Raw genomic sequence first — 25,449 nt, 5'->3', positions numbered from 1 at the left:
GCGACGTCACCGCGCCGCGGGTTGGCTGGGCAGGTTGAAGACGTTCCCCGGCGAGACGATCTTCGTGATCGCCTCGCCGAAGACCGTACTGGGCTCGGCGCCCTTGTAGTCGACGTCGGTGTTCAGCACGACGACGAGGGTGGCCTTCGCCTCGGGCAGGTAGATGGTCAGCGACTCATAACCCGGCAGCGAGCCGTTGTGCCCGGTCCAGCCCTGCACCCGGAAGATGCCGAGACCGTAACCGGCGCCCGGGATCGTCGTCTTGATGGTCTCCAGCCGGTCCTTCTGCGTGGCCGCGCCGACCATCGCCTTGCCGTCGGGGAACACCCCCGTGGCCACGGTCGGCGCCCAGGTCCGCAGGTCGTCGAGGGTGGAGATCATCGCGCCCGCCGCCCAGCCCCAGGAGGGGTTCCAGTCGGCCGAGTCCTCCAGCTTCCCGCTCGCGGTCTGTTCCGTGTACCCCTGCGCGTGCGGCTCCGGGAACTCCGCGCCCTTCGGGAAGAGCGTCTGGCCCATCCCGGCCGGGGTGAGCACGTGCTCCTGGACGTAGTCGGCGAGCGTCTGCCCGCTCTGCTTCTCGACCACCAGGCCCAGCAGGATCAAGTTGGTGTTGCAGTAGTAGAACTGGGCGCCCGGCGCGAAGAGCACGGGGTGCTTGAAGGAGTACGCGAGCAGCTCCTGCGGGGTGAACGGCCGGTCGGGATTTCCGGTGAGCGCCTTGTAGAAGCCCTCGTCCGCCGAGTAGTTGAAGAGCCCGCTGCGCATCTCCGCCAACTGCCGCAGGGTGATCTTGTCCCCGTTGGGCACCCCGCTGATGTACTTGTCGATGGTGTCGTCCAGCTTCACCTTGCCCTCGTCCACGAGTTGGAGGAGGGCGGTCACGGTGAAGGTCTTCGTCTCGCTGCCGATCCGCATGTGCAGGTCCCGAGCCATCTTCTGCCCGGTGGCCTTGTCGGCGACGCCGAAGGAGCGTACGTACTCCCCCTTGTCCGGAGTCCACAGCCCCACGCTCACCCCGGGGACCTTCGCCTCGGTCATGACCTTCTGCACGGCCGCGTCGAGCTGCTTCGCCACGGCCGGCGTCAGCTCCCGTACGCTCCCGGGCGCGACCGGCGGATCGGTCGCGGCGGAGACGCCCGGCGCGGCCGTCCCCTGCGCGAAGGCGGCCCCGCCGGCGAGCGGCACCAACAACATCCCGGCCGCGACGGCGGTCACGGCCCCCCTGCGCAACCGCATGGACGAGTGCGTCATGGCCAGACTCCTGCCACCGAGGACAAACCCGACTTCCAGCCTAGGCCGTCAGGGGTGGGGCCGCTCGGGGAGTACGGGCCCGGCGAGCCTGGCCCGCTTGGCGGCCACGGCCTGCGGGTCGGCCGGCCCGTTGACGGCCTCACAGTCGGCGATCAGCTCGTCCAGACCGCTCCGGCCGTCCGAGCCCGCCTCACCGGTCGCCGCGCGCAGGAAGCGGACCAGGTCATCGGTGTCGTAACCCACCTTCGCGCCACGCTCCGCGGCCATCAGCAGCAGTTGGCCCACGATCTCCGCACCCCAGCCGTCCGCGCCATCCGCCGACCATTCCCAGAGCTTCTCGATACCGAGATCGGCCATGAGCAGCCCGTACCGGCCCCGGATCTCGCCACAGGTCTCCGCCACGGCGTCCAGCAGCCGCCCGCCCGGTCGCTCGCACCGCAGCCCGAAGTACCCGCCGACGTCCTCGGGCACGCACCCCTGCGGCGGGTCCGCCTTCACCCCGTCGTACCGAGCGTCGCCGAAACCCGGGAAGTCGTCCACAGGGCTGTGGACCAGCGTGAACCGCTGCAACACCGTCGGCTCCGACTCGACCGTCGGCGCCCCGCTCACGGGTGGGCCCGCTCGTGCAGTACGGCCGCCAGGCGCATCGCGGTGTCCAGGTTGCAGCGCCCGAGGTCGACGAGGGGCATCCCGTACGTCCCGGCCGCCGACACCACGTCCACCCCGAGGGACGGGAACACCACCCCCACACCGTCCAGGGCGTCCTTCAGCTGCCAGACGGCCTCCTCGGCGGCCTGGCGCCGCTCCTTGGGGGTCATCACCATCACATGTCACCTTTCGCTCTGAGTAATCAATTTCTACACACAGAGTGGCGACCGGCTCGCTAGCCTTTCAATGCGAACCCCGCAACAACGGGACGTGTTGACCAAGGAGTTGGCATGCCACCAAAGCCCCTGGACCCTTCCTCATCACCCCGCGCCCTCCTCGGCGCCGAACTCCGCGTGGCGCGCGACCGCGCGGGCCTCAGCCAGGCCGAGTTGGGCGAACCCCTCTTCGTGAGCGGCTCGTTCATCGGCCAACTGGAAGCCGGTACGCGCCGCATGCACCTCGACATCGCCAGCCGGATCGACGAAATCCTCACCACGGGCGGCTTCTTCGCCCGCAACTGCGAGGCAGCCGCCAAGTCGAAGTACCCGGACCACTTCGCCGCAGCGGCCGAGGCGGAGGCGATGGCCACCGGGATCCGCGAGTACGCGCCGCTGATCATCCCGGGGCTGTTGCAGACGGAGGCGTACGCGCGCGCCGTCTTCCGCGCCTATCAGCCGACGGCACCCACGCCAGTGATCGACGACCTCGTCACGAATCGATTGGCCCGGGCCGCGCTGCTCAATGATCCAACAACGCCGTTGCTGTGGTGCGTGTTCGGGGAGGCCGTACTGCGCTGCGAGGTCGGGGGTCCAGCCGTCATGGCAGAGGCCCTCGATCACATCGCGACGCTAATCCGGGACCACCGGATCATCGTCCAGGTCATCCCGTTCAGCATGGGCGCCCACGCAGCTATGGGTGGCTCACTCCAGCTGCTGTCATTCGAAGACGCTCCGACGCTCGCCTACGTGCAAGGTAACGGGACGGGCCAGCTCTTCGATGATCCCTCCACGGTCTCCCGCCACTTCCTGACCTACGATCTCCTCACAGCCAGCGCGCTGCCCCCGGCGCAATCGCTGGCCTTGATCGAGTCCGCAGTGGAGGGGTACAAACGTGATGCCGGAGCCTAAGTACGATTTGTCAGCGGCTACTTGGCACAAGTCCAGCTACAGCGACGGCAGCGGCGGCAGCTGCGTAGAGATGGCCACCTGGCGCAAGTCCACCCACAGCGGCGGAGACGGCGGGGACTGCCTTGAGGTCGCCGACGGCCACCCCCACGTCGTCCCCGTCCGCGACAGCAAGCGCCCCGACGGCCCTCACCTGGCCTTCGCCGCCCCGGCCTGGACCGCCTTCGTCGCCACCCTCGGCTAGGACCGTGGCGCGGGCGCCGGGTCAGGGACGTCGCCCCTGACCCGGCGCCCGGGCGCCGCCGTTCAGTCGGTCCGCTCGTCGGCGTGCCCGGGCAGGTAGAACATCAGGGCCCACATCAGGGCGAGCAGGCTGCCGACCCACCACAGCACGGTGAGGAACGCGTCGCGGTTGAGTCCGGCGTCGGGTGAGCCGTTGGTGGTGGTGAAGAACACCACGGCGGTCAACGCGGTGCCCAGCGCGATGCCCAGGTGCATGACGGTGTTGAACAGGCCCGAGGCCGATCCCGCGTCCTCGTGCGGGACCTTGGAGAGCGACATGTCCGCGAGCGGGCCGCTGACCATGCCGAGGCCGAAGCCGATCAGGACCACCGGAGCGGTCATCGCCAGCAGGGTCAGATCCCCCTGCACCGCGTCGATCTGGAGCCCGTAGGCGGCCATCGAGGCGAGCGTGACGAGGACCCCGGTCTGCGGCAGGCGGCGGGCGAAGCGCCCGGCGCTCTTCGTCGTGATCGTCGCGCCGGCCAGCTCTCCGATGGAGAGCAGCACGAAGGCCAGGGCCGCGTGGAAGGGACCCATGCCCAGCCCGTGCTGGAGGTAGAGGGTCCAGGTCATGAAGAACAGCCCGCACAGCAGGCCGTGCGTCAGCTGCGCGGCCATGCCGCCGGAGAACTGCCTGCTCCGGAACAGCGACAGGGCCACGAGCGGCGCGTTGCCCTGCTTGCGCCGCTGCTGGCGCAGGAAGACGGCCAGCAGGAGGAGGCCCGCGGCGGGCAGGAGGAAGCACCACAGCGGCCAGTGGCGCAGGTGGCCCTCGGTGAGCGGGAAGACGATCAGGACGATGGCCAGCGCGGACAGCAGCATGCCGGTCAGGTCGATCCGGTCGGCCTTCCGCACGGTCGACTCGGGGATGAACCGGCGCCCCAGGAGGAGCACGGCGAGGCCGACGGGCACGTTGACGAGGAAGATCGGCCGCCAGGACAGCCCGAAGAGGTCCGCCTCGGTCAGCAGGCCGCCCATCACCGGGCCCAGCACATTGGCGAGCGACATGACGGCCCCGTACAGGCCGAACACCTTGCTGCGGTTCTGTCCCTCGAAGGTGACGTGGAGGGTGGCCAGGATCTGCGGGATCATGACGGCCACCGCCACGCCCTGGAGGGCGCGGGCGCCGATCAGCACGCCGGGCCCGGCGGCGAGGCCGCACAGCAGTGAGGCCGTGGTGAAGACGGCGGTGCCGATCATGAGGATCCTGCGCCGGCCGTAGAGGTCGCCGAGGCGGCCGCCGGTGATCAGCCCGACGGCGATGGGCAGGGAGTAGCCGGTGGTCAGCCATTGCACGGCGTCCGGTCCGGCGCCGGTCGACTCCTGGATCGCGGGCAGGGCGGTCAGGACGACCGACTGGTCGATCAGGTCCATCAGCTCGGCGCCCAGAAGCACCAGGAGGGCGATCCAGGCGGCCAGGCCCATCTTCGACAGGCCGGGTGTGGGGTGCTCTGGGGAGTGGGTGGTGTGCTGCGGCTCGTTGTCGAGCGCGGAGGAAGACACGACGGGGGAACTCCTGTTCCGAAGGAACCGGGGAGCTCTGCCGACAGTCGCACCAGGGCCGGAAAACAGCGAAGCCCGGGGCAGACGGCAGAGCTGCACCCGGGAGAAGACAGAAAACTGCGAGGGAGGGTGACGCAACTCAGGCCAGCGCGACGTCCGCCCCCGCACACGTGCGACACAACAGCACGCGGGAACACGGACGACTACATGGCCTGGTGGATAAGAAGTCACCTCAAGATCGCGAAACAGAAGGAACAGGAAACTCGGTCGAGCACGGTCACCGCCACCGAAAGCTCGGCACAGCGACCCGATCCACCATAAAACACCCCTGGCCCCCGTCGCACGCGATTATTCGGACTCCCCGACCGGCACGGAAGCCCCCCGGGCGCTACGCGCCGGCCCCGCACGCCACCATCGCCATCGCGGCGATGCGCGGCGCGAGGTCCGGGGCGGGCGGGTGTTCCAGGAGGAAGACCCAGGCGAAGACGGTGCCCAGGACGGCGGCGTGGACCAGCGCGGGGTCCGGCAGGACGGCCAGTTCGCCGCGCGCGACGGCCCGTTCCAGGAGCCCCGTCACCAGGGCGCGCTCCTCGGCGATGAAGGTGGCCTGGAAGCGGGCGGCGATCTCCGGCTGCTGCTTCACGTCGGCGAGCAGGCCGGGGGTCGCGGCGGCCGCGACCGGGTCGGAGAAGATCCCCAGGATCAGGGCCGCGAGCGCGGTGAGGTCCCCGCGGAGCGTCCCCGTGTCCTCCAGCGGCTGCGGTGCGCGCCCGTGGACGAGCGCGGAGAAGACCAGCTCACCGCGGGAGGCGTGGCGGCGGTAGATGGCCGCCTTGCCCACGCGCGCCCGGGCGGCCACGGCGTCCACGGTCAGCGCGGCGTACCCGACCTCGGCCACCAACTCCCGTACGGCGTCACGGATCGCGTCGTCCACGCGGCTGTCCCGCGGTCGGCCGGGGGGTTGCTTCGGAGGCTGCATGGGTCCACCATACGGAACCATGAGTATCGAAACTGCCAGTACCGTAACTGCACCCGCATCCGGCGCCACGCACCGCGCCCGCGGCCTGAACCTCTGGGCCGGGCGCACCAGCGTGGCGATCGGCGCCCTGCACATCGCCGCCTTCACCACCAAGACCTGGCCCAGATGGGGCGACTGGATCGGCGGCGCGCTGCACGGCCAGGGCGCCATCAAGGACCCCGCCAACGCGGCCTCCATGGCCGAGTTCTGGGCCCTGCCCGGCAGCTTCGCCGTACCGCTGGTCCTGTTCGGGCTGCTCGTGTCGCGGATGGCCCGCACCGGCCAGGAGGTCCCGCGCTACCTGGGCTGGACCGTCGGCGCGTGGGTCCTCGTCGGCGCCTGGATCCTGGAACCCTCCGGCTTCCCGCTCGGCCTCGTACCGACGGCGCTGCTCCTGCTCGCGGAGCGCGGTCAGGGCCGCCCGGCCGCCGCGGGGACCGTCACCCGGACCGGGTCCCAGCACTGAACGCCCCGCAGGTCAGGCATCCGGTCGCGGGTGAAGACCGGGTCCAGGCCCGCGCGGCGCTGGCCGAGGTAGTCCTCCAGGAGGCGGAAGGCGATCGTCGACAGCGGGATGATCGCGAGGAGGTTCACCAGGGCCATGAAGCCCATGAAGACGTCCGCCAGGTTCCAGACCACCGAGACCGAGCCCAGCGAACCGAGCACGACCGTCACCAGCACGAGCGCCCGGTACGACGGCAGCACCCACCGCTTGCGGGTGATGAACTGGATGTTGGACTCGCCGTAGTAGTAGTTCCCGATCATGCTGCTGAAGGCGAGCATGAAGACGACCACCGTCAGCAGGTGCCCGGCCCAACTGCCCAGCGTGTCGCTCAGCGCGGTCTGCGTCAGGTCCGCGCCCTGGCGCCCGGCCAGTTCCGGGTTGCTGACGAGCACGATGAAGGCCGTCATCGTGCACACGAGCAGCGTGTCGAAGAAGACGCCCAGGGACTGTACGAGGCCCTGCTTGACCGGGTGCGAGACCTCCGCCGCCGCGCCCGCGTTCGGGGCCGAGCCGAGGCCCGCCTCGTTCGAGAACATGCCGCGCCGGATGCCCTGCTGGATCGCCGCGCCGATGCCGCCCGCCGCCAGCTCCCGCAAGCCGAAGGCGCCGCCGACGATGTCCGCGATGACCCGGGGGAACTCCGAGGCGTTCAGCAGCACGACCGCCGCGCCGAGCAGCAGGTAGACGATCGCCATGACCGGCACCAGCACCGTGGTCACCGCCGCGATCCGCTTGACCCCGCCGAAGACCGCCAGGCCCAGCAGCGCGGCCAGCAGCAGCCCGAGCGCGGGCGCGAACCAGGCCCCGTCCGTCTCCGGCAGCGAGCCCGTCGCCACGGAGGCGATCGTGTTGGCCTGGACGGCGTTGAAGACGAAACCGAAGGTGACGGTGATCGTCACCGCGAAGAGGACCCCGAGCCAGCGCTTCCCGAGCGCGCGCTGCATGTAGTAAGCCGGACCGCCCCGGTACGCGCCGGTGGCGCCCCGCACCTTGTAGAGCTGGGCGAGCGCCGACTCGACGAAGGCCGAGGCCGCGCCGATGACCGCCATCACCCACATCCAGAAGACGGCGCCCGCGCCGCCCAGGGTGATGGCGGTGGCAACACCGGCGATGTTGCCGGTGCCGACCCGCGCCGCCGCGGAGATCGTGAAGGCGCCGAAGGACGACACCTGCTTGCGGCCGTCCGCGCGCGGCGGGGTCTTCTCCTTGACCACCCGGAACATCTCCGGCAGCAGCCGCAGCTGCACGCCCCTGGACCTGACCGTGAAGTACAGGCCGGCGCCGACCACCAACGGGATCAGCAGGTAGGTCCAGAAGCGGTCGTTCACGGCGACGATCAGCGCGTCCAGGGAGGCCAGGGAGTCCATGGCTCGAAGTCTCCCGGGGCGGAAGGCCCCCGGACAGGGACCTTGGTCCACGGCCGCAGGGCCCGAAGGCCCCGGCCCGGCCGGTCCTTGGCCCCGCCCCCGCGCACCGCCCTAGCGCCGGTACACGCGCAGCGCCGACACCTCGTAGGACAGCTCCGTCGTGCCGGGATCCGGGGCCGGGTGGTAACGGCCCGCGCAGACGGAGAGGTTGACGATGAGGTAGGCGCGCCAGGAGCGGCCGACGCCCCGGCCGTCGCTGAAGACCCGGGAGCCGTTGACCCACCAGATGACCGACGACCTCCCGAACTCGACCTTGAGGTCGATCCAGCCACCGGGCCGCACCGTCGGGTCGCGGTAGTAGAGGTGCGCCTCGCGGACGTGGTTCGACAGCTCCAGCAGGTCCGGGTTGTCGGGGTGGTACTCGAAGACGTCGATCTCCTGGCCGCCGTCGCGCCAGGTCCAGATCCCGGGCCAGGCGCCCCGCCCCACCGGCAGCTTCACCCGGGTCTCCAGCACGTCGCCGGTGCGCAGCATGAAGCCCTCGTCACTGCCCTCGGTGGTGAGCAGCCCGCTGTCCCAGTCGCCGTCGGGGCGCAGCGTCGCCCGGAAGACCCCGCCGCGACTGTAGGCGGGGTCCGCGACGAGGTGGTCCAGCTTGTTGTCGCCCGGATTGACCGGGCCGCCGCGGGGATACGCCCACGAGCGGCCGGCGACCCATTGGGTGGGCGAGGTGAAGTCCGCGGTGAAGACGGGGGCGGCGCCGCGCGGGCGCGGCAGCAGCCCCCCGCCCTCCCCCGGGGCGAGGCGGCGGGTCAGCCGCCACAGTCGTTCGAGCATGTCCGAGACCATGAGGAAGAACTGCCCGCTCGGCGGCGCACCACACTCGAATTCTCGCTCAGAGTAATCGTACGAACACCCCTGGTGACACAGGGGTCAGCTCCCGTCGCGCCGCGCGGCCAGGACGAACGCCCGGATCAGCTCGGCGGACTTGATCCCGCGCTCCCGCTCCACCCCGCTGGAGACGTCGACCCCCCACGCCCCGGTGGCCCGTACGGCCTCGCCCACATTGCCCGGGGTCAGCCCGCCGGCCAGCACCCAGCGGCCCCGCGGCGCGACGAACTCCTCGGACCCCCAGTTCCAGGGCTTGCCCGAGCCCGGGTCCGGGGCGTCGATCAGCAGCAGGTCCTCGCCGTACTCCCCGCAGCTCGCCGCGTACCGCGAGGTGGCCCGCAGCAGGGTCCGGCCCTCGGCGCGCAGGGCCGCGAAGTCCTCGGGACCCTCGTCCCCGTGCAGCTGCACCCCGCGCACGCCGCTCTCCTCGGTGAGCCGGCGCACCTCCGCGACGGACTGCCTCCGGAACACCCCCACCGTCAGCACCCGCTCCGGAATCCGGGCGACCAGCTCGCGGGCGATGGCGGGGTCGACCGTACGGGGGCTACCGGCGGCGAAGACGAACCCGATGGCATCGGCCCCGGCGGCCACCGCCACGTCCACGTCGACCGCGGTCCGCAGCCCACAGATCTTGACGAACACGCCCGCCCCACCCACCTCATCAGTCATGCCCATCAGTCAACCAAACGCGCCCGGACCCCGGCACCGCGTCCCAGATGCCGGGCGGGAAAACCTCCCCACCACTAGCCTGGGACGAGGTACACGCACTGGGCAGCACGCCATCCGGAGGACGACGGTGACGATCATGAGCGAGCGGGCCACCCCCATAGAGACCCTGTCGCCACCGACCTTCGAGACCCTCCTGCGCACCGTCGAGGAGATGAACACGCCAGACGGCTTCAAGGCCGAGCTCATCCGGGGGAAGATCGTCGTGTCACCGTGGTCCAAGCTGCGCTACTACCGCCCCATGCGCGCCCTGCGCGAGCAGCTCCAGGCACACGCCCCCGAAGGGCACGTCGCCGACACCGCACCCTTCCTCTTCCAGTTCCCCTCGGCGAACCGCGCCTACGGCCCGGACCTGTACGTCACGGACGAGTCGGCCTTCGACGAGGAGGGGCGGCACGCCGACGGGACCGCCCTGGCGCTCGTCGCGGAGTTCACCTCCCTGTCCACGAAGGACGTGGACTGGCAGGAGAAGCTGGACGTCTACGGCGCTGTGGTGCCGATCTACCTCGTCGTCGACATGCAGGAGCGGGAGATCACCCGCTTCTCCGATCCCTCGCCGCACGGGTACCGATCCCGCACGACGGTGTCCTTCGGCGAACCTCTGCACGTCCCGTACCCGATCGAATGCGACATCGACACCACCGGTTTCTGACGCCGTGAGGGGTGAACCGGACCACGGGGGGGGACGCGTCACGTGATGAACCACAGCCGCTGGAAGCCAGCCCGTGAGCGGCGGGCCTCGGGGGGCGGCTCCGAGCCGCCCGAGATCGAGGCCGAGCGGGCGGAGATCCGGCTCGCGATGGCCTTCGCCAAGGCCGTGTACGACCGGCGCAAGGCGTTGGGCCTGTCCCAGGCCCAACTGGCCGAGCGCGCGGGACTCACCCAGGCGAAGATCTCCCGCGTCGAGGGCGCGGACGCCGTCCCGACGCTGCCCCTCCTACGACGCCTCGCCACCGCCCTGGACGCTTCGCTGACCATCGACCTGGGCCAGGACCACGAAGAGGTCGCCTTCGTGGCCCGCCCCGCCGCGTAGGAACGCCCGAGGGCGGCACCCCCCGTGGGGAGTGCCGCCCTCGTTCGAAGAACAGCCGATCTGCTGCGGGCCGGGGCCCGGGCGGATCAGAAGTCCATGTCACCGCCCGGCATGCCGCCGCCCGCGGGGGCACCGGCCTTCTCGGGCTTGTCGGCGATGACGGCCTCGGTGGTGAGGAACAGCGCGGCGATCGACGCGGCGTTCTGCAGCGCGGAGCGCGTGACCTTCGCCGGGTCGATGATGCCCTCGGCGATCATGTCGACGTACTCGCCGGTCGCGGCGTTCAGGCCGTGGCCGATCGGAAGGTTGCGCACCTTCTCGACGACGACGCCACCCTCGAGACCACCGTTGACGGCGATCTGCTTGAGCGGGGCCTCCAGCGCGAGCTTCACGGCGTTGGCGCCGGTCGCCTCGTCGCCCGTGAGCTCCAGCTTCTCGAAGACCGCGGAGGCCTGGAGGAGTGCGACGCCGCCACCGGCGACGATGCCCTCTTCGACGGCCGCCTTGGCGTTGCGGACGGCGTCCTCGATGCGGTGCTTGCGCTCCTTGAGCTCAACCTCCGTCGCGGCGCCGGCCTTGATGACGGCCACGCCGCCGGCCAGCTTCGCGAGGCGCTCCTGGAGCTTCTCGCGGTCGTAGTCCGAGTCGGAGTTCTCGATCTCGGCGCGGATCTGGTTGACGCGACCCTGGACCTGGTCGCTGTCGCCGGAGCCGTCGACGATCGTGGTCTCGTCCTTGGTGATGACGACCTTGCGGGCACGGCCGAGCAGGTCGAGGCCCGCGTTCTCCAGCTTGAGGCCGACCTCCTCGGAGATGACCGTGCCGCCCGTGAGGATGGCGATGTCACCGAGCATGGCCTTGCGACGGTCACCGAAGCCCGGGGCCTTGACGGCGACAGACTTGAAGGTGCCGCGGATCTTGTTGACGACCAGGGTCGACAGGGCCTCGCCCTCGACGTCCTCGGCGATGATCAGCAGCGGCTTGCCGGACTGCATGACCTTCTCGAGGAGCGGCAGCAGGTCCTTGACCGAGCCGATCTTCGAGTTGACGATCAGGATGTACGGGTCGTCGAGGGACGACTCCATGCGCTCCATGTCGGTGGCGAAGTACGCCGAGATGTAGCCCTTGTCGAAGCGCATGCCCTCGGTGAGCTCAAGCTCCAGGCCGAAGGTCTGCGACTCCTCGACCGTGATGACGCCTTCCTTGCCGACCTTGTCCATGGCCTCGGCGATGAGCTCGCCGATCTGGGTGTCAGCGGCGGAGATGGAGGCCGTAGAAGCGATCTGCTCCTTGGTCTCGACGTCCTTGGCCTGGGCCAGCAGGGCGGCGGAGACGGCCTCGACGGCCTTCTCGATACCACGCTTGAGGGCCATCGGGTTCGCACCGGCGGCTACGTTGCGCAGGCCCTCGCGGACGAGCGCCTGGGCCAGCACGGTGGCCGTGGTCGTACCGTCGCCGGCGACGTCGTCCGTCTTCTTGGCGACTTCCTTGACCAGCTCGGCGCCGATCTTCTCGTACGGGTCCTCGAGCTCGATCTCCTTGGCGATGGAGACACCATCGTTGGTGATCGTGGGGGCGCCCCACTTCTTCTCAAGGACGACGTTGCGACCCTTGGGGCCAAGGGTGACCTTGACGGCGTCGGCGAGCTGGTTCATGCCTCGCTCGAGACCGCGCCGGGCCTCCTCGTTGAACGCAATGATCTTGGCCATCTGAAGTGGTCCTCCCGGACAGCGGTGGATTGCTCCGGACCGCGCCCGCGCCCGCGACGGACGGCCTGCGGGTCCGACGGTTCCTTCCCGCCGACCCGCTGGGCCTCACCGACCCGGTCCTCGTTTTGGTAGCACTCTCACCAGGAGAGTGCTAACGCCAATGATTAGCACTCGGCACCCCCGAGTGCAAGCGGCTTCGAGGAACACCCGGTGAACGCCCGGGCCCCGCACGCCCTCCCGCGTGCACCGCGGGCGGGCGCGGCGGCCCGCCGGGAACGCACGCGGGGCCCGCATCCGTGTCTCAGGATGCGGGCCCCGCGCGTTCGTGTGTCGGTGGTCGATCGCTCCGGCTAGCCGACTGCGAGCTTGACCATGTCCGCCTGCGGACCCTTCTGGCCCTGCGAGATCTCGAACTCGACCCGCTGACCTTCTTCAAGGGTGCGGTACCCGTCCATCTGGATGGCGCTGTAGTGGACGAACACATCCGCACCACCGTCGACCGCGATGAAGCCGTAGCCCTTCTCCGCGTTGAACCACTTGACGGTGCCCTGAGCCATGCCTAACTCCCCTATTACTGGCCCTTGCGCAGGACCGCACTTCGCGGACCCGGGTCAGAACTTGCGCCGGAACGCCTCGACCGGGGCTGAATGTATCTGCACCGCTGCTGTCTGCAACAGGTCATTCCCACGAGAATTCTGGACACGCCATTACATTGAAATAGGGTGAAAATTAGGAATCTTCCAGGGCAACTCGGGCCGGACAAACCACGCCAACGACCCATAGCGCGCACGCATGTTGACTCAATGTCAACCCTTCCGCGACCCGTTCATATGCGGCGGGCAAGAACAGCGGTGGGGACTTCCCCAACTCTACCGCGCCCAATCAAGCAGAATTGCCCCCTCCGTTTCCTACCGGAGGGGGCAATTCAGGTTTTGGCCCACGAGGCCGGGTGTCCGGACCTCGCCGGGGTGGGTCAGCCGCCCGCGACCGCGGGGATGATCGAGACGCCCACGCCGTCGGGCGTCGGCGTCTGCAGCCCGCTCTCGAAGCGCACGTCGTCGTCGTTGACGTAGACGTTCACGAAGCGGCGCAGCTTGCCCTGGTCGTCGAGGACGCGGGCGGAGATGCCCGGGTGGCTCTGCTCCAGGGAGTCGATGACCTCGCTGAGGGTCGCGCCCTCGGCGGCGACCTCGGCCTGGCCGCCCGTGTAGGTGCGCAGGATGGTGGGGATGCGGACGTTGACGCTCATGGCGCTACTGCCTTTCCGGGGTTCGAGGAGTGATCAGACCAGGCCGGCGGCGCGGAACGCGTCCAGGCTCGGGCGGATGGTGGCGGTCTGGCCGCTGTCGGCGGCCACCGCCTCCAGGGTCTTCAGGCCGTCACCGGTGTTCAGGATCACGGTCGTCAGCGCCGGGTCCAGCTGCCCGTTCTCGATGAGCTTCTTCGTCACGCCGACGGTCACGCCGCCCGCGGTCTCGGCGAAGATGCCCTCGGTCTGGGCCAGGATCTTGATGGCCTCGACGACCTGGGTGTCGTTGACGTCCTCGACGTAACCGCCGGTGCGGCGGGCGATGTCCAGGACGTACGGGCCGTCGGCCGGGTTGCCGATCGCGAGCGACTTGGCGATGGTGTCCGGCTTCTGCGGGCGGACCACGTCGTGACCGGCCTTGAAGGCGGTCGAGACGGGCGAGCAGCCCTCGGCCTGGGCGCCGAAGATCTTGTAGGGCTTGTCCTCGACCAGGCCGAGCTTGATCAGCTCCTGCAGACCCTTGTCGATCTTCGTCAGCTGCGAGCCGGACGCGATCGGGATGACGATCTGGTCGGGCAGCTGCCAGCCGAGCTGCTCGCAGATCTCGTAGGCCAGGGTCTTGGAGCCCTCGCCGTAGTACGGGCGCAGGTTGACGTTGACGAAGCCCCAACCCTCGCCGAGCGGGTCGCCGATCAGTTCCGAGCAGAAGCGGTTGACGTCGTCGTAGTTGCCCTCGATGCCGACCAGGTCACCGCCGTACACGCCGGCCATGACGACCTTGCCCTGCTCCAGGTCGTGCGGGATGAAGACGCAGGAGCGCAGTCCGGCGCGGGCGGCGGCGGCGCCGACGGCCCCGGCCAGGTTGCCCGTGGAGGAGCAGGAGAGCGTGGTGAAGCCGAAGGCGCGGGCGGCCTCGACGGCGATCGCGACGACCCGGTCCTTGAAGGAGTGCGTCGGGTTGCCGGAGTCGTCCTTGACGTAGAGCTTGCCGGTGACGCCCAGCTCCTTGGCCAGGTTCTCGGCGTCCACGAGCTTGGTGAAGCCCGGGTTCAGGTTCGGCTTCGAGGCCACGTCGGCGGGGACGGGCAGCAGCGGGGCGTAGCGCCAGATGTTGTTCGGGCCGGCTTCGATCGCGGCGCGCAGCGCCTCGGGGTCACCGGTCGGAAGCTCGTAGGCGACTTCGAGCGGGCCGAAACACTCGGCACAGGCGAAAATGGGACCCAGCTCGAACCGGGTGGCGCATTCGCGGCAGGAAAGCCCGACGGCGGGTCCGAGATCAACGGTGGTCGCGGCAGAGGTGGCGACAGGGGTGACAACAGAGGTGACGGCAGTCTGTGCAGACATGACGGCGAGGCCCTTTCTCCTCATCTTCCCCGTGGCGCACTTCGCCACGAGACGGATTTGGCACCTTCCCTAGTCGGGGACCTCGCTGACTTTGCAAAAAATCGCGAGACCGACTGGAGGGTTGCCGGGGCTTCAACGGGCCGTATCCCTCTGCCCCTCTGGATGAGCGGTATGGCGCGAACGCGCCTTGGCGGCGCACCCGTGCGTTTGTACGGAAGGACCCCCGACATGCGATGGTCCTCCGCGTTGTTCAAGACTGTAACCGAAGGCATGGATGGTTGAGACAGCCGTCCGAACCGCGAGATGGATCACATTTCGGCCATATCGATGGCCGACCATGAGGTGACCACGACCCCATCGCGACCCCATCGCGACTCAATCACGACTCAATCAGGGAGTACTGAAGGTGCTGGAAGAGGTGGAGCGCTGGCTGGCCGACCGCTCCTGGTCCGCCACCGACCGACCGCTGGAGCAGCTCCTTTCGGCCAAGCGGGCCTCGGGGACCACCGTCAGCGTCGTGTTGCCCGCGCTCAACGAGGAGGCGACGGTCGGCGCGATCGTCGAGGTCATCCGCCGCGACCTGATGGACGCCCTCCCCGTCCCCCTCGTGGACGAGCTCGTCGTCATCGACTCCGGCTCCGACGACCGCACCTCGCAGGTCGCCGCGAAGGCCGGCGCCCGCGTGGTGCACCGCGACGACATCCTGCCGCGGGTCCCGGCGGTGCCCGGCAAGGGCGAGGTGCTGTGGCGCTCGCTGCTGGTGACCAGCGGGGACGTCGTCTGCTTCGTCGACGCCGACCTGCGCGACTTCTCCGCCACCTTCGTCTCCGGGATCGTCGGCCCGCTGCTGACCGAACCGGACGTGCAGTTCGTCAAGGCGATGTACGACCGCCCGCTCGGCGACGCGCCCGGCCAGGGCGGCCGGGTCACCGAGCTGGTGGCCCGCCCGCTGCTGAACCTGCACTGGCCGCAGCTGGCCGGATTCGTCCAGCCGCTGGGCGGCGAGTACGCGGTGCGCCGCTCGCTGCTGGAGCGGCTGCCCTTCCCCGTCGGCTACGGCGTGGAGCTCGGCCTGCTGGTGGACGCGCTGCACACGGCCGGTCTGGACGCGCTCGCGCAGGTCGACGTCGGCGTCCGGCTGCACCGCCACCAGGACGGGCGGGCGCTGGGCCGAATGGCCGCCGCGATCTACCGGACCGCGCAGCTGCGGCTCTCGCGCGGGCACCTCGTACGGCCCGAGCTGACCCAGTTCGAGCGCGGCCCGGACGGCTTCGAGCCGCACACCTACCCGGTGGACACGGTGGAGCGGCCGCCGATGCGGGGCGTCGAGGAGTACGCCCACCGGCGCGTGGCATGACGGCACTCACAGTTTGAGCGCGGGCCCGCCGGGCTAGGTTGCCCGCATGGCCTCTCAGGTACTCGTCGCCGCCAACCGCGGTCCGCTCTCGTACGCCCTCGACGCCGACGGGGGCCTCAGCGCCCGGCGCGGCGGGGGCGGTCTCGTCTCCGGCCTCTCCGCCGCCCTCGCCCGCCAACCGGACGCGCTGTGGATCTGCGCGGCGCTCTCGGAGGCGGACCGCGAGGCCGTGCGCCGCGGGGTCGCCGAGCCGGGCGTGCGGATGCTGGACATCGACCCCGAGGTCTACGACGACGCCTACAACGCCATCGCCAATTCGGTGCTCTGGTTCACCCACCACCACCTGTACGACGTCCCGCGCGAGCCGGTCTTCGACGCGGCGTTCCACCAGGCCTGGGAGTCGTACGTCGCCTACAACCGGACCTTCGCCGAGGCGCTGGCCGAGGAGGCGGAGCAGGGCGCGCGGGTCCTCGTCCAGGACTACCACCTGGCCCTGGTGCCCGGGATGCTGCGGGTGCTGCGGCCGGACCTGCTGATCGCGCACTTCACGCACACGCCCTGGGCGTCCCACGACTACCTGCGGATCCTGCCCTCCTACGTCCGCGAGGAGCTGGCCTGGGGGATGCTCGGGGCGGACATGGTGGGCTTCCACACCGGGGAGTGGGCGCGGGCGTTCCTGGACGCGATGGACCTGGACGACGCGTACGGGACGGCGTCGCCGGGCGGCCCGGACGGCACGGAGATCGTGCACCGGCGGTACACGGTGTGGCCGCGGCGGACCACCTCGGTGCGGGTCTTCCCGCTGGGCGTGGACGGCGACGAGCTGCGGGCGCTGGCCCACCGGCCCGAGGTGAACGACAAGCTGGCCGCGCTGCGGACGGAGGTCGCCGGGCGCAAGGCGATCGTCCGGGTGGACCGCACGGAGCTGTCGAAGAACATCCTGCGCGGGCTGCTGGCCTACCGGGAGCTGCTGGTCACCCGGCCCGAGTGGCACGGCCGCGTGGTGCACCTGGCGTCGGCCTACCCCTCGCGGCAGGACCTGGCCGTCTACCGCGCGTACACGGAGTCGGTGCGGGAGCTGGCCGCGGAGATCAACGCGGAGTTCGGCGCGCCGGACTGGCAGCCGGTGCTGGTCTCGGTCGAGGACGACTTCGCGCGCTCCCTGGCGGCGTACCGGCTGGCGGACGTGGCCCTGGTGAACCCCGTGCGGGACGGGATGAACCTGGTGGCCAAGGAGATCCCGGTGGTGTCGGAGGCGGGGTGCGTGCTGGTGCTGTCGACGGGGGCGGGCGCGTACGCGGAGCTCCGCGAGGACGCGCTGACGGTGAACCCGTACGACGTCACGGAGACGGCGGCCGCCCTGCACGCGGCGCTGTCCATGCCGGAGGGGGAGCGGGCGGAGCACACGAAGCGCCTGGCGGCGCAGGCCACGGCCCTTCCGCCGGCGGCCTGGTTCGAAGCCCAGCTGACGGCCCTGGGGCCGCGGTAGCCCGCGCGGGTCCGACTGCGCTGGTGGACCCAGGTGGCGGGCCGCATCATGGTCGTGTAGGCGGTTCCGGCTGTTCTCACCTGTGTTCTCACTGTGTCGGCCGCGGCTCTGCCGCTCAGCTGCCCGTGGTCATGCCCGGCGAAAGGGGCAGCGATGGCCACTGACCTCGAATTGGAAGTCTCCAGGACGCGCCCGGACGCGTACGAGGTGCGGGTCGTGCACGCGGCGGCCGGCGGGGAGCCCAGCGCCGAGCTGCGGCTCGACGTCGACGGACTGCTCGGGCGGCGCGCCGCGCTGGAGGCAACGGTGCTGGCCTCCTCGGTGCACGCGCGGCGTGCGGTGCCGGCCACGGAGGAGCCGGTGCGGCAAGTCGGGCAGCAGCTCTTCGAAGCGCTCTTCACCGGCCCGGTCTACGGCACCTACCGGGCGAGCAGCGGGGTGGCGCAGGAGCGGCAGGAGCGGCTGCGGATCGTACTGAGGCTGAAGACGCCGGAGCTCGCGCTGCTGCCGTGGGAGACGCTGTACGACCCGGACGCCGACGTCTACCTGTGCCGGCAGGAGCCGCTCGTGCGGCACGTACCCGCCCGCTACACGCCCGAGCCGCTGCGGGTGAAGCCGCCCCTGCGCATCCTGGCGGTGATCGCCTCGCCGCGCGGGCTGCCCCTGCTGGACACCGACGCGGAGCGCCGTCGGCTCGAAGAGGCGTTGGCCGACCAGATCGAGGCGGGCCGGGTCGAGCTGACCTGGGTGCCACAGGCCGGCTGGGACAGGGTGCACGGGCACCTGTTGGAGGGCGAGTGGCACGTACTGCATTTCATCGGCCACGGCGACTACGACGAGAGTGCGGACGAGGGACTGATCGCACTGGTCGACAGCGGCGGCGGCGCCGATCTGGTCGAGGCGTCCCGGCTGGCGGACCTGCTCCGTGAGGCCCGGCCCACTCCTCAGCTCGTCGTGCTCAATTCCTGCTCCTCGGCGCAGGGCGGGATGCGCGACGTCTTCTCCAGCACCGGCGCGACGCTGGTCCGCAGCGGCATCAGCGCGGCCGCCGCGATGCAGTTCACCGTCAGCGACGGGGCAGCCATCCGCTTTGCCCACGGCTTCTACACCGCGCTCGCCCACGGTCGCCGGATCGACGAAGCGGCGCAGAGTGGGCGGATCGCGATTCTCGGTACCGGCCGCCATACCTTGGAGTGGATCACGCCCGTGCTGTACGTGCGCGGCGGCGTCACCCAGTTGTTCAGCTTCACCCCGAACTCCCCCCCGCCGTCGGACCCGTCACCCCTTCCGAAACAGCCGCCGACCGGTGACCGGCGCGACGCCGCGTTGCGCGCCCTGTACGTCAGGGCCGCCGCGGAGATGCGCGTGGGCCGCCACGACCGTGCCGTCGAGCTGCTCGACGACCTGCTCACCTTGGCCCCGGGCAGCCGGGACGCAGTGGCGCTGCGCGACACCGCTGTCGACCAGCGGCGGCTCGCGGAAACGTACGAGCGGGCCACGGCCGCCGAGGACGCCGGCGACTGGGCAGCCGCGATCGATGCGTACTCGGAGCTCCTGCGGTCCGACCAGGGCTACTCGGACGCCGTCGCACGACGCGAGGCGTGTCGGGCCCGGCAGCGCGTCGCGGACCTGGAGGCCGAACTGCGCTACCACGCGGATGCCGACCGGTGGCAGGCCGTCATCGAGGTCAGCGAGGACCTCCACGCGCTCGACCCGGACGCCGCCGATCCCGACGGCCTGGCCACCCGCGCCCGCCGAAGCCTGCGGGAGGCGCAGGACAAGCGCCGCTACGCCGAGGCGCTCGGGACGGAGGCGGCCTACGACTGGGCGGCGGCGGCCGACCGCTACGGCGAACTCGCGGCCGACGGCGGTTATCGCGACGCCGCTCAGCGAGGCGCCGTCTGCCGGAAGATCGCCGACCTGCGCACCACGTTGTACGCGCGTGCCGACGCCCAGGAGTGGGCGCAGGTACTGGACACGGTGGCCGAGCTGAAGGGCGTGCAAGCAGGTGCGTCGGACGCGTACGCCACCCTGGCCGAGCGCGCCCGGCGCGAGATCGCCCTCCATCCGTCCGAGCTGGCCTGTATCGACTTCCAGGTCGAGGTCCTTTCCCTGGCGTGGGACCCGAGCGGCGGGGCCATCGTCGTCGCGGGCCGATCCCGGTGGGTCCGCGTCTACGACACCACCGGTGTGGAGCGATCGAAGCTGAGAGGCGGAGGCTTGCGGTCCACCGTGTCCGCGGTGGCGTTCAGCGCGGACGGCCGCCGGATCGCCACGGGCAACGCGAGCCGTGCCGCGCGGGTGTGGGACTCGGTGACGGGCCGCCCGCTGCTGGATGTGAGCCACGCCTCGGGCGTGAACGCGGTGGCGTTCGACGCGGAGGGCGCCCGGCTGGCCACCGGCAGTTCGGATTCCACGGCCCGAGTGTGGGACGTCACGAGCAGCCACAAGGACTTGCTCAGCCTGCCTCACAAGGGCAGCGGGTGGGCCTTCGTAAACGCCGTGGCCTTCAGCCCGGACGGAACCCGGATCGCCACCGGCAGTTCCGACCACACCGCGCGCCTGTGGCCGGTCGGCGAGCCCTAGGAAGAGAACCGCGAGGGAAGGGAACACCTGGAATGGGACGTCTGGTTGAATTTCCCACGGCGGCGGGCGCCACCGTACTGATCGAGGTCAGGGACCCGCCGTCCGCGATGGTGACCCGCGGGCTCCGCGACACCGGGGTGACCGAACGGGCGCAGAAGACCTTCGAGGAGGCCGTCCGCTGTGCGCGGCCCGCGGTGGAGGGAGTGGTCGCCCAGCTCCGGGCGATCGCCGAGACTCCCGATGAGATCCACGTCGAGTTCGGTCTCGACCTGCACGCCGAGGCGGGGGCCTTCATCGCCGCTGCCAGCACCACCGCCAACTTCACCGTGGCCGTCACCTGGCGCCGGAAGGAACCCCGTCCGGCGGCCGGATGACCCCCTCCGGGGAGCCTGCCATCGAACGCCGGGCGGCTGGAACCGCTCTCCGGGCAACCCGGCGCCGCACCCCTTGGCCCCAGGGTCAGAGGGCCGCGGCCAGGGCGGCCAGGAAGGCGGCTACCTGGGGCGGGCCCGCGAGGGTCAGGTCGGCCCGGGCGGCCAGCTCGGGGACCTCGGCCGAGCCACTGCACACCAGCAGCCCCGGCACCCCCTCCGCCCGCACCTTCTCCACCGCGGAGAACGCGGCCAGGTCCCCCAGATCGTCCCCGGCGTACAGCACCGCCCCGGCCCCGACCTCCGCCAGGTACTCCGTCAGCGCGACCCCCTTGTCCATCCCCGGCGGCCTCAGCTCCAGCACGGCCCGCCCCGGCTCCACCACCAGCCCGTGCCGCGCCGCCAGCTCGCCCAGCGGCTCCCGCAGCGCGTCGAAGGCCGCCGCCGGATCCTCGGCCCGGCGGGTGTGGACGGCCAGGGCGCGGCCCTTCTCCTCGATCCAGGTGCCGCGCCACGCCCCGATGGAGTCCAGGAAGCCCGGCAGCTCGGCCCGTACGGCCGCCACCCCGGGGTGTTCGGCGGGGGTGTGGACGATCCCGGTGACCGCGTCCCAGCGCTCGGCTCCGTAGTGCCCGAGCACGACGAGGTGTTCCAGCCCCGGAACCCCCGCGAAGCCCCCGTGGCGGACGGCGACCCCGGCGGGCCGCCCGGTGATCACAGCCACCGAGGCCACCCGCGGCGCGAGCGCGGCCAGCGCGGGCACGGCGTCGGCGTGGGCGCGCGCCTGGTCGGGGTCGGGCACGATCTCGGCGAGGGTGCCGTCGAAGTCGAGGGCGATCACCGAGCGGCGCGGGTCGCGCAGCAGGGCGTCGAGCCCTTCGCGTCCGGCGGCGGTGACGGGCATCGGCAGGCTGTTGGCAGGCAGGCTGTGCGGATGGCTCCCCATGCCCACGACCCTAACGGTCCCTCCGGAGGAGGGCTATCGCCGGGCGCGCTGGGCTTCGCGCAGCCTGCGCAGCCGGTTGACGGTGCCGGGCGCGTGGGCGAGCGCGCGCGGGTCGTCCATCAGCGCGTTGAGCAGCTGGTAGTAGCGGACGGGGTGCATGCCGAGCCGCTCCCGTATGGCCCGCTCCTTGGCACCGGGACCGGGCCAGGTGCGCCCCTCGTAGGCGAGCACGGCGGCTTCCGTCTCCGTCAACCGCCCGCCCTCCGTCATACCGCCAGGTTAACTCCGCCCACCGACAGGACCACCGACAGCACCACCGGCAGCGGGAGCCACGCGCTCAGTGCGCGTCCTCCGCCCGCGCCGTGCGCGCCATCTCCTCCAGCGTCTTGCCGGGCTGCCCGCCCGGCTGGACGGTCTTGCCGATGTTCTGCTTGATGTTCTCGCTCACGCCCGCCCAGGACTTCTTGCCGACCGGGTAGAGCCGCGAGGAGGGCAGCGCCTGGAGGAAGGTCTTGAGCTGGGTCGAGCCCGCTCCGGTGGCCGCTTCCATCGACCGGTAGCCGCTGGTGGTCACCGGCAGCAGGTCGTAGCGGCTGGTGAAGGCGGTCTGATTGTCGGCCGAGTAGAGGAAGTCGAGGAACTTGCCCGACTCCTTGCGGTGGCCGTTCTTGAAGGCCATGACCCAGTCGGCGACGCCCATGGCGGGCTTCTCCGAGCCGTCGGAGGTCGGCAGCGCGACCATGCCGAACTTCAGGCCCTTCGCCGCGGCCTGCTTGATCAGCGTCGGGTGGCCGTTGAGCATGCCGACCTCGCCGCGCGTGAAGCCGTCGAAGGCGGCCTGGCGGTCCAGCTTCGCCGGTTCGACGGGGCCGGTGAGGCCGCCGCCGACCAGGGTGTCGCGCAGGTACTCGAAGGTCTTGACGTTGTCCGGGGCGTCGAGGGAGTAGGACTCCTCGTTGTCGGTGTAGCCGCCGCCGCCCGCGAGCAGCCAGTTCATGGTCTCGGCCTGCGCCTCTTCGCGGCCGAGCGGCAGCGCGAAGGGGGTGCGGACCTTGGCCGCCTTCAGCTTCTTGGCCGCGGCTTCCAGCTCGGCCCAGGTCTTGGGCTGCCAGCCCTTGCCGGTGCCGACGGCGCCCGCCGGGATGACGCCCGCGTCGGCGAAGAGCTTCTCGTTGTAGAAGAGCAGCCGGGTGCTGGCCACGAAGGGCATGCCGTACTGGACGCGCTTGACCTTGCCCGCGTCGGCGAGCGGCGCGAGGAAGTCGGCCTCGGTCTGTACGGAGAGCAGCTCGTCGGTCTTGTAGAGCTTGTCGGCGGCGGCGTAGTCCGCGTAGGCGCCGATCTGCGCGACGTCGGGGGCCTTGCCGGCCTTGACCATGTCGGCGACCTTCGCGTCGACCTCGGTCCAGGAGTAGACGTCGACCTGGACCTTGATGCCGGGCTGGTCCTTCTCGAAGCGGTGGGCGAGGTCCTTCCAGTACGTGGCGGAGGAGTTCGCGGGATTGTCCCCGTAGTCGGCCGCCACGACGTGCAGGGTCACCTCGTTGTTCCCGCCGAGGACCTCGGTTCCACAACCGGTCAGGGTCACGCTCATGCACAGTGCGGCGCCGGAGGCCACCAGGCTCAGATAACGGGCTCTCACAGCTCTCGGTCCACCCCATTGTCGTCCGTCAGATCCACGTAAGGTCTACACCACTTTCGCGGAGTGTCCACAACCGGACGGCACCCGGGGTCCCCCATTTGTATGGCTACTCAACAATCCCTCTCAGTGGACTAGACCTTTCCCTGCCGAGCACGCGAGACTGTCACCTGTGAAACCCGTGAAACACGTCATCGCCCTCGATGTGGGCGGCACCGGGATGAAGGCCGCCCTCGTCGCCCGGGGGCCCCACCCAGCGGTAGCTGGGGGAGGCTCCCTGCTCCACGAAGCGCGCCGCGCGACCGGCCGCGACCGGGGCCCCGACGCCGTCGTCGAGTCGATCCTGGAGTTCGCCGCGGAACTGCGCGACCTGGGGGTGGAACGGTACGGAGAGACCGCGTCCGCCGCCGGAGTCGCCGTCCCCGGGATCGTCGACGCCGAGAACGGGGTCGCCGTCTACGCGGCGAACCTGGGCTGGCGCGACGTACCGATGCGCGCCCTGCTCAGCAGACGCCTCGGCGGCATCCCCGTGGCCCTGGGCCACGACGTGCGCACCGGCGGCCTCGCCGAGGGCCGGATCGGCGCGGGCCGCGGCGCCGACCGCTTCCTCTTCGTCCCGCTCGGCACCGGCATCGCGGGCGCCATCGGCATCGCGGGCCGGATCGAGGCGGGCGCGCACGGCTACGCCGGCGAGATCGGCCACATCGTGGTCCGCCCCGGCGGCCCCGCCTGCGGCTGCGGCCAGCGCGGCTGCCTGGAGACCCTCGCCTCCGCCTCCGCCGTCACCCGCGCCTGGGCCGCCGCCTCCGGCGACCCCGAAGCGGACGCCGCGGACTGCGCGAAGGCCGTCGCCGACGGCGACCCGCGCGCCCAGGAGGTCTGGCTCGCCGCCGTCGGCGCCCTGGCCGACGGCCTGGTCACCGCCCTCACCCTGCTGGACCCCCGCACGCTGATCATCGGTGGCGGGCTGGCCGAGGCCGGGGAAACCTTGTTCACACCGCTTCGGACGGCCGTCGAGGAACGCGTGACGTTCCAGCGGCTGCCCGAGATCGTTCCGGCTGCCCTCGGGGACACCGCCGGATGCCTGGGCGCGGGTCTGCTCGCCTGGGACCTACTCGCCACGGAGGTACCAGCCTGATGGCCGGAAGCGCACACAGCACCGTTCTCTCCGGCGCCAAGGTGGTGCTGCCCACCGGGACCGTCACGGGCGGCCGCGTCATCGTCGAGGGCGAACGCATCGCGGGCAGCGCCCACGAGGGCGCCGCCGCCGTCGACCTCGCCGGCCACTGGATCGTCCCCGGCTTCGTGGACATGCACAACCACGGCGGCGGCGGCGCCTCCTTCACCTCCGGCACCCCCGAGGAGATCCTGCGGGGCGTGCGCACGCACCGCGAGCACGGCACCACCACGCTGGTCGCCTCGACCGTCACCGGCGAGCTCGACGAGCTGGCCCGGCGGGCCGCGCTGCTCGCCGAGCTGACCCAGCAGGGCGAGATCGCGGGCATCCACTTCGAGGGCCCCTTCATCAACCCCTGCCGCAAGGGCGCGCACAAGGAGGACCTGCTGCGCGACCCGGACCCGGCCGAGGTCCGCAAGCTGATGGACGCCGCGCACGGAGCGGCCCGGATGTTCACCCTGGCGACCGAGCTGCCGGGCGGGCTGGACTCCGTACGCCTGCTGGCCGAGCACGGGGTGATCGCGGCGATCGGGCACACCGACTCCACCTACGACCAGACCCGCGAGGCCATCGACGCCGGCGCCACGGTCGCCACCCACCTCTACAACGCGATGCCCGGCCTGGAGCACCGCGCGCCCGGCCCCATCGCGGCGCTGCTGGAGGACGAGCGGATCACCGTCGAGCTGATCAACGACGGCACCCACCTGCACCCGGCGATGCTGGAGCTGGCCTTCCACCACGCGGGCGCGCACCGCGTGGCGCTGATCACCGACGCGATGGACGCGGCGGGCTTCGGCGACGGCACCTACCACCTCGGTCCGCTGGAGGTCGAGGTCAAGGACGGCGTGGCCCGGCTCGTGGAGGGCGGCTCCATCGCGGGCTCGACGCTGACCCTGGACACCGCCTTCAAGCGGTCGGTGACCGTGGACCGACTGCCCGTCGAATCCGTGGTCCAGGCGATCTCGGCCAACCCGGCCCGGCTGCTCGGCATGTACGACCGGGTCGGCTCGCTGGAGCCCGGCAAGTACGCCGACCTCGTCGTCCTCGACGCGGACTTCGACGTCAAGGGCGTCATGCGGCACGGCGAATGGATCATCGACCCGCGCGCGTGAGCACGCGGCGCACCGGCGCGGGTGGCGGCTGACGGCCCGCCAACCGGCTGCAACGGCACGGCGGTCGGCCCGGGGGACTGGGCCGACCGCCTTCTGTTTGGCATGATCCCGGCAGACCGAGA

The 25,449-nt window shown here is 71.0% G+C and carries 26 protein-coding genes and 1 riboswitch; of the genes, 11 read left to right on the top strand and 15 right to left on the bottom strand.

Annotated elements, in window-relative coordinates; translation table 11 throughout:
- Window positions 1-6: 6 nt before the first annotated feature.
- The 3 genes from ACIQWR_RS25275 to ACIQWR_RS25265 are packed head-to-tail and all read right to left on the bottom strand — an operon-like array spanning window position 7 to window position 2,075.
- Window positions 7-1,251, bottom strand: a complete 1,245-nt coding sequence (locus ACIQWR_RS25275; RefSeq protein ID WP_404013571.1) for a serine hydrolase domain-containing protein — start codon at window positions 1,249-1,251, stop codon at window positions 7-9.
- Between the two features lie 48 nt (window positions 1,252-1,299).
- A complete protein-coding gene (locus tag ACIQWR_RS25270; RefSeq protein WP_404013568.1) occupies window positions 1,300-1,860 on the bottom strand; it encodes an amidase in 561 nt (186 codons plus the stop codon).
- The gene (locus ACIQWR_RS25265) at window positions 1,857-2,075 is read right to left on the bottom strand and encodes a hypothetical protein (RefSeq protein WP_399266625.1); all 219 of its coding nucleotides are present in this window, start codon (window positions 2,073-2,075) and stop codon (window positions 1,857-1,859) included. Before ACIQWR_RS25265 ends, ACIQWR_RS25270 begins: the two co-directional genes overlap by 4 nt.
- A gap of 114 nt (window positions 2,076-2,189) precedes the next feature.
- Here ACIQWR_RS25265 and ACIQWR_RS25260 point away from each other — a divergent pair, with 114 nt between their 5' ends.
- Window positions 2,190-3,026, top strand: coding sequence for a Scr1 family TA system antitoxin-like transcriptional regulator (locus ACIQWR_RS25260; RefSeq protein WP_404013564.1), 837 nt, complete (start codon window positions 2,190-2,192; stop codon window positions 3,024-3,026).
- The gene (locus ACIQWR_RS25255) at window positions 3,013-3,267 is read left to right on the top strand and encodes a DUF397 domain-containing protein (RefSeq protein ID WP_404013562.1); all 255 of its coding nucleotides are present in this window, start codon (window positions 3,013-3,015) and stop codon (window positions 3,265-3,267) included. Before ACIQWR_RS25260 ends, ACIQWR_RS25255 begins: the two co-directional genes overlap by 14 nt.
- Before the next feature lie 62 nt (window positions 3,268-3,329).
- Here ACIQWR_RS25255 and ACIQWR_RS25250 read toward each other — a convergent pair whose 3' ends face one another.
- Both ACIQWR_RS25250 and ACIQWR_RS25245 read right to left on the bottom strand, forming a co-directional pair.
- The gene (locus ACIQWR_RS25250; RefSeq protein WP_404013559.1) at window positions 3,330-4,808 is read right to left on the bottom strand and encodes an MFS transporter; all 1,479 of its coding nucleotides are present in this window, start codon (window positions 4,806-4,808) and stop codon (window positions 3,330-3,332) included.
- Window positions 4,809-5,196: 388 nt separating this feature from the next.
- Complete coding sequence (locus ACIQWR_RS25245; protein WP_404013556.1) at window positions 5,197-5,787, bottom strand: TetR/AcrR family transcriptional regulator; 591 nt, start codon at window positions 5,785-5,787, stop codon at window positions 5,197-5,199.
- Between the two features lie 19 nt (window positions 5,788-5,806).
- On the opposite strand from ACIQWR_RS25245, the gene ACIQWR_RS25240 reads away from it, so the two are divergent.
- Window positions 5,807-6,292, top strand: a complete 486-nt coding sequence (locus ACIQWR_RS25240) for a DUF6463 family protein (protein WP_404013553.1) — start codon at window positions 5,807-5,809, stop codon at window positions 6,290-6,292.
- Here the strand turns inward: ACIQWR_RS25240 and ACIQWR_RS25235 are convergent.
- The 3 genes from ACIQWR_RS25235 to ACIQWR_RS25225 all read right to left on the bottom strand — a co-directional run bounded on the left by ACIQWR_RS25235 (window position 6,238) and on the right by ACIQWR_RS25225 (window position 9,258).
- A complete protein-coding gene (locus ACIQWR_RS25235; protein ID WP_404013550.1) occupies window positions 6,238-7,698 on the bottom strand; it encodes an alanine/glycine:cation symporter family protein in 1,461 nt (486 codons plus the stop codon). The genes ACIQWR_RS25240 and ACIQWR_RS25235 overlap by 55 nt on opposite strands.
- A 111-nt stretch (window positions 7,699-7,809) precedes the next feature.
- Window positions 7,810-8,535 carry a beta-glucanase gene (locus tag ACIQWR_RS25230; protein WP_404013547.1) on the bottom strand — a complete coding sequence of 242 codons (726 nt, stop codon included), beginning with the start codon at window positions 8,533-8,535 and terminating at the stop codon, window positions 7,810-7,812.
- 96 nt (window positions 8,536-8,631) lie between these two features.
- Complete coding sequence (locus ACIQWR_RS25225) at window positions 8,632-9,258, bottom strand: phosphoribosylanthranilate isomerase (RefSeq protein WP_404013546.1); 627 nt, start codon at window positions 9,256-9,258, stop codon at window positions 8,632-8,634.
- A 136-nt stretch (window positions 9,259-9,394) separates the two neighbouring features.
- On the opposite strand from ACIQWR_RS25225, the gene ACIQWR_RS25220 reads away from it, so the two are divergent.
- The gene (locus tag ACIQWR_RS25220; protein WP_404013878.1) at window positions 9,395-9,967 is read left to right on the top strand and encodes a Uma2 family endonuclease; all 573 of its coding nucleotides are present in this window, start codon (window positions 9,395-9,397) and stop codon (window positions 9,965-9,967) included.
- A gap of 45 nt (window positions 9,968-10,012) precedes the next feature.
- On the top strand, window positions 10,013-10,348 hold the full coding sequence (locus tag ACIQWR_RS25215; protein ID WP_404013543.1) for a helix-turn-helix domain-containing protein: 336 nt from the start codon (window positions 10,013-10,015) through the stop codon (window positions 10,346-10,348).
- 86 nt (window positions 10,349-10,434) lie between these two features.
- Here ACIQWR_RS25215 and groL read toward each other — a convergent pair whose 3' ends face one another.
- The 4 genes from groL to thrC all read right to left on the bottom strand — a co-directional run bounded on the left by groL (window position 10,435) and on the right by thrC (window position 14,650).
- Window positions 10,435-12,057 (bottom strand): chaperonin GroEL, encoded by a 1,623-nt coding sequence (gene groL, locus ACIQWR_RS25210; protein ID WP_330331771.1) that lies wholly within the window; start codon window positions 12,055-12,057, stop codon window positions 10,435-10,437.
- A gap of 350 nt (window positions 12,058-12,407) precedes the next feature.
- Complete coding sequence (locus tag ACIQWR_RS25205) at window positions 12,408-12,614, bottom strand: cold-shock protein (RefSeq protein ID WP_003967346.1); 207 nt, start codon at window positions 12,612-12,614, stop codon at window positions 12,408-12,410.
- Window positions 12,615-13,030: 416 nt separating this feature from the next.
- Window positions 13,031-13,306: a ubiquitin-like small modifier protein 1 gene (locus tag ACIQWR_RS25200; RefSeq protein ID WP_399266612.1), complete on the bottom strand. Its 276-nt coding sequence runs from the start codon at window positions 13,304-13,306 to the stop codon at window positions 13,031-13,033.
- 33 nt (window positions 13,307-13,339) lie between these two features.
- Window positions 13,340-14,650, bottom strand: a complete 1,311-nt coding sequence (thrC, locus tag ACIQWR_RS25195) for a threonine synthase (RefSeq protein ID WP_404013542.1) — start codon at window positions 14,648-14,650, stop codon at window positions 13,340-13,342.
- Window positions 14,651-14,667: 17 nt separating this feature from the next.
- Window positions 14,668-14,819: riboswitch (SAM riboswitch) on the bottom strand.
- A 237-nt stretch (window positions 14,820-15,056) separates the two neighbouring features.
- Here thrC and ACIQWR_RS25190 point away from each other — a divergent pair.
- The 4 genes from ACIQWR_RS25190 (at window position 15,057) to ACIQWR_RS25175 (ending at window position 20,456) form a co-directional block, all read left to right on the top strand.
- On the top strand, window positions 15,057-16,007 hold the full coding sequence (locus ACIQWR_RS25190; protein WP_404013540.1) for a glucosyl-3-phosphoglycerate synthase: 951 nt from the start codon (window positions 15,057-15,059) through the stop codon (window positions 16,005-16,007).
- Between the two features lie 46 nt (window positions 16,008-16,053).
- Window positions 16,054-17,496 (top strand): trehalose-6-phosphate synthase, encoded by a 1,443-nt coding sequence (locus ACIQWR_RS25185; RefSeq protein WP_404013538.1) that lies wholly within the window; start codon window positions 16,054-16,056, stop codon window positions 17,494-17,496.
- 153 nt (window positions 17,497-17,649) lie between these two features.
- Window positions 17,650-20,082 (top strand): CHAT domain-containing protein, encoded by a 2,433-nt coding sequence (locus tag ACIQWR_RS25180; protein WP_404013536.1) that lies wholly within the window; start codon window positions 17,650-17,652, stop codon window positions 20,080-20,082.
- Between the two features lie 32 nt (window positions 20,083-20,114).
- Complete coding sequence (locus ACIQWR_RS25175) at window positions 20,115-20,456, top strand: CU044_2847 family protein (protein WP_404013533.1); 342 nt, start codon at window positions 20,115-20,117, stop codon at window positions 20,454-20,456.
- Between the two features lie 85 nt (window positions 20,457-20,541).
- Here ACIQWR_RS25175 and otsB read toward each other — a convergent pair whose 3' ends face one another.
- From otsB to ACIQWR_RS25160, 3 genes are all read right to left on the bottom strand, one after another.
- Entirely contained in the window at window positions 20,542-21,399 is an 858-nt protein-coding gene (gene otsB / locus ACIQWR_RS25170) for a trehalose-phosphatase (RefSeq protein WP_404013531.1), read from the bottom strand.
- A gap of 33 nt (window positions 21,400-21,432) precedes the next feature.
- The gene (locus tag ACIQWR_RS25165; RefSeq protein WP_354381239.1) at window positions 21,433-21,669 is read right to left on the bottom strand and encodes a DUF3263 domain-containing protein; all 237 of its coding nucleotides are present in this window, start codon (window positions 21,667-21,669) and stop codon (window positions 21,433-21,435) included.
- 67 nt (window positions 21,670-21,736) lie between these two features.
- A complete protein-coding gene (locus ACIQWR_RS25160) occupies window positions 21,737-22,993 on the bottom strand; it encodes an extracellular solute-binding protein (protein ID WP_404013875.1) in 1,257 nt (418 codons plus the stop codon).
- Window positions 22,994-23,219: 226 nt separating this feature from the next.
- Here ACIQWR_RS25160 and ACIQWR_RS25155 point away from each other — a divergent pair, with 226 nt between their 5' ends.
- Window positions 23,220-24,176 carry an ROK family protein gene (locus ACIQWR_RS25155; protein ID WP_404013872.1) on the top strand — a complete coding sequence of 319 codons (957 nt, stop codon included), beginning with the start codon at window positions 23,220-23,222 and terminating at the stop codon, window positions 24,174-24,176.
- Window positions 24,176-25,327, top strand: coding sequence for an N-acetylglucosamine-6-phosphate deacetylase (nagA, locus tag ACIQWR_RS25150; protein ID WP_404013529.1), 1,152 nt, complete (start codon window positions 24,176-24,178; stop codon window positions 25,325-25,327). Before ACIQWR_RS25155 ends, nagA begins: the two co-directional genes overlap by 1 nt.
- The last annotated feature ends 122 nt before the right edge of the window (window positions 25,328-25,449 follow it).

It is taken from the genome of Streptomyces sp. NPDC098789, from assembly GCF_044759975.1.
Classification (GTDB): Bacteria; Actinomycetota; Actinomycetes; order Streptomycetales; family Streptomycetaceae; genus Streptomyces.
Note: the sequence above shows the minus strand (reverse complement) of the source record. Positions and strands in the feature narration are given on the sequence as shown.